Raw genomic sequence first — 2971 nt, 5'->3', positions numbered from 1 at the left:
GCCTTGACCATGACGGAAGACTTGCTGCCGGGTTTCGTGCTGGGTAAAGGCACGCAGGCGGCGTACCAGGAAATCCGCCGCCAGATCCCGGCTTGCCTGGAAGGCGACCGCTGGTTCCACAACGATATCGCAGTGGCGCAGTCGTTTGTGGTGAGCGGGTCGGTGCGCAATGCGGTGGTCGAGAAGATCGGCGCATTTGCCTGATCCAGGTAGCTGCAAATAAGAAAAAGGAGCTTCGGCTCCTTTTTTTATGGGTCGATGCTTTATCGATTCATTCAGGCCCAGGCTTGCCGGTGGCAGTCTCTGAAATACCCATTGCTGTTATGTTATTTAAATAACATTAAATGTTCATTTGATAATATTATTTTCCTGTGCCAAAATCCTCCGCACTAAAAAACAGAAAGGATCTATTTTTTGAAAAATAATCATCAAAGAAAATCCGCAAAACTCCATTGGGTATTCCGGGCAATGCTGATAGTGCCGTTGGCTTTAGGGAATCAAGTTGCTTTTTCTGCAGACGATATGGCGACCGAATCGGCAACATCGGCGTGCGCGTTTCCAACCTTTACCGTAAGCAAAGAATGGTTCAGGGATACCTTGGCGAAAATAATACGCGACAAAAAAATTCCCATGTCAAAACAAGCCGTCGAGAACCTTGCCGACACCTATTTCGAGATGACTAAATCTCATAAAGTGATTCCAGCCTTTTTGCTCGGGGACAAAGACAATGCCTATGCGTATCTCACAAAGACATTTCCAGACCTTGCCCCTGAGACGAGCGCAATGCTGCTCATTGACCTCACTTCTGCCGCGACACAAAAGGAAAATGACGCTTCGGGACGACCACTTGGGCACTCCGAGGAAATAGACCGGGTTTACGAGGATCTTTTGGCAGAGATTGGAAAACTTATGCTTAAAGCGGCTGCGGTCAAGCGGAGATCACGTGATACAGATGAACTTGAGCATGCACTCGATATGGAAGATCGCGGAACTGTGTCGAGAAATATTTTCTTTGCGTTTTCTACCGGGAACTACAAGAAATTATTGACCAAAGCGCAGCGCCGGCAATTCAGCGATCAAGGGGAACGTCTTTTGATCAAAAATGCCGTTGCGGATAAGGAGGTAGAGGAAGCGAAAAAATGTCCGAATCTATCCGAATTTATAACCCACCCTCATATACCTGAGGATTCGGTGCCAATGACCCCTGAAACGCGGTTCCCATTGCTAAAAGATATCATCACGGCGGGTAAGTGAAGAGCAGTTTCGTTCAATCCAATTTTTTGCGTTGGTTATTGCTGATGCTGCTGACATTGTCGGTCAGCGCATGTGCTGGCGCCGGATCAAACCGCCTGGTGGCAGAAGGGAAAACTGCAACATCGCTTTCGTCTGTCGGTCACTACGGCAAAGGAATCGGGATTTCCGAGTTTTATGTGAATGGCACTTGGGGAGGAAATCAACATGGCTGGGGTGGTGGAGGCTCGAGCGTGTGTTGCGTCAGTCTGCCACGTACGACCAGCAGCTCCATCTTGGTGACGGTGAAATGGAAGACCTATCGCACGGGAGTCACGGAGGAGCGATGGCATGAGACGACTGTTCCGGTCAATTTTGCCGTTCCAGTAGGAAAGAGCTCCGGCATGTATGTCCACTTTTTGCCAGGCCATCGTGTAGAGGCCTGGATAACTCGACAGTATCCGGAATCAACTGAATATCCCGGACCTGCCTACCCCCGCCCTCCCGCTCCGGATTATGTTCCGCTTGCCGATGAAAAACCTGAACCGGCCAAGGGAAAATAAACATGACGAATGCAAAGTCCTGTCTCGAACCGGCCCAAGTAGTCTGTCCACGTGCGTTGCCGACGGATTGCGGAAAACATTGCGACTTCAATTTGAACATCGGTATTTTTTCAAAGGAAATTAGATGAAGAGCAGTTTCTTTAAATTTGCATTATTGCGATGGCTGTTGCCGGCACTCCTGGCATTGCTGTTAAGCGCCTGTGCTGGTGCGGGACCAAACCGATTGGTGGCGGAAGGAAAGATTGCTACCTCCATTTCGGCAGTGTCGCACTATGGCAAGGGCATCGGAATTGGAGACTTCTATATCAACGGCAAATGGGGCGGAGTTTTATATGATGGCTGGGGTGGTGGGGGAGCGACGGTGTGTTGCGTGACCATGCCGAGTGCGACCAACGCGCCCACCATGGTGACAGTGAAATGGGAGACCTATCGTACGGGAGTCGCAGAAGAGCGCTGGCATGAGGCGACTGTTCCGGTCAATTTTGCCGTTCCAGTAGGGAAGAGCTCGGGTATGTATGTTCATTTTTTGCCAGGGCATCGGGTTGAGGTTTGGGTAACTAGACAGTATCCCGAATCAACTGAATATCCCGGACCGGCCTACCCCCGCCCTCCCGCTCCGGATTATGTTCCGCTTCCTGATGAAAAACCTGAACCGGCCAAGGGAAAATAAGCATGACGAATGCCAAATCTTGCCTTGAACCGGCCCGAGTAGTCTGTCCACGTGCGTTGCCGACCGATTGCGGAAAACATTGCGACTTCAATTTGAACATCGGCATTTTTTTTGATGGCACCGATAACAATATGGAACGCGATACCCCATCACTTTCCCAAAGCAATATTGCCCGTTTATTTCGCGCTTATCAAAACAATCCAATGGAAGGCTTTTTTTCGCACTACATTCCCGGTGTCGCGACACCATTTGAAGAACTTGGCACCGATGGCGAAGACATACGAGAAGCCGCTGCCGGCAAGGGTGGCGAGCCGCGTATCATCTGGGGATTGCTGCAGGTCTTAAATTCTGTCCATCGTTTTGTAAATAACAGACAGCCGATGTTTGACAAAGATCAAATGAAAGTTTTGTGCAGCGACCGCTGGGTAAAGCAAGACAATCCACGCGAGTGGCCAGCGCCCATTCCCTCCGAAGAAGACAAGATACTCAAAGAACTCGGCTTGAAATC

At 49.9% G+C, this 2971-nt stretch carries 3 protein-coding genes and 2 pseudogenes; all 5 read left to right on the top strand.

The window, feature by feature from the left end; all coding sequences use genetic code 11:
* Nucleotides 1-204, top strand: a pseudogene (locus tag BM062_RS24820) (aromatic amino acid lyase); the annotation flags it as partial.
* Between the two features lie 210 nt (nt 205-414).
* Nucleotides 415-1254: a hypothetical protein gene (locus tag BM062_RS24815; RefSeq protein WP_139220210.1), complete on the top strand. Its 840-nt coding sequence runs from the start codon at nt 415-417 to the stop codon at nt 1252-1254.
* Nucleotides 1251-1793: a DUF3304 domain-containing protein gene (locus BM062_RS24810; protein ID WP_139220209.1), complete on the top strand. Its 543-nt coding sequence runs from the start codon at nt 1251-1253 to the stop codon at nt 1791-1793. Before BM062_RS24815 ends, BM062_RS24810 begins: the two co-directional genes overlap by 4 nt.
* Before the next feature lie 124 nt (nt 1794-1917).
* Nucleotides 1918-2463 (top strand): DUF3304 domain-containing protein, encoded by a 546-nt coding sequence (locus BM062_RS24805; protein ID WP_092402390.1) that lies wholly within the window; start codon nt 1918-1920, stop codon nt 2461-2463.
* Nucleotides 2464-2465: 2 nt separating this feature from the next.
* A pseudogene (locus BM062_RS24800) lies at nt 2466-2971 on the top strand (DUF2235 domain-containing protein); the annotation flags it as partial.

This window comes from Collimonas sp. OK412, assembly GCF_900112135.1.
Classification (GTDB): Bacteria; Pseudomonadota; Gammaproteobacteria; order Burkholderiales; family Burkholderiaceae_D; genus Collimonas; species Collimonas rhizosphaerae.
This window is presented reverse-complemented; position numbering and strand designations above follow the sequence as displayed.

Excerpts from the sequence above, each read along its gene's own strand:
- BM062_RS24805 (WP_092402390.1), top strand. The coding sequence starts at position 1,918 with ATGAAGAGCAGTTTCTTTAAATTTGCATTATTGCGATGGCTGTTGCCG.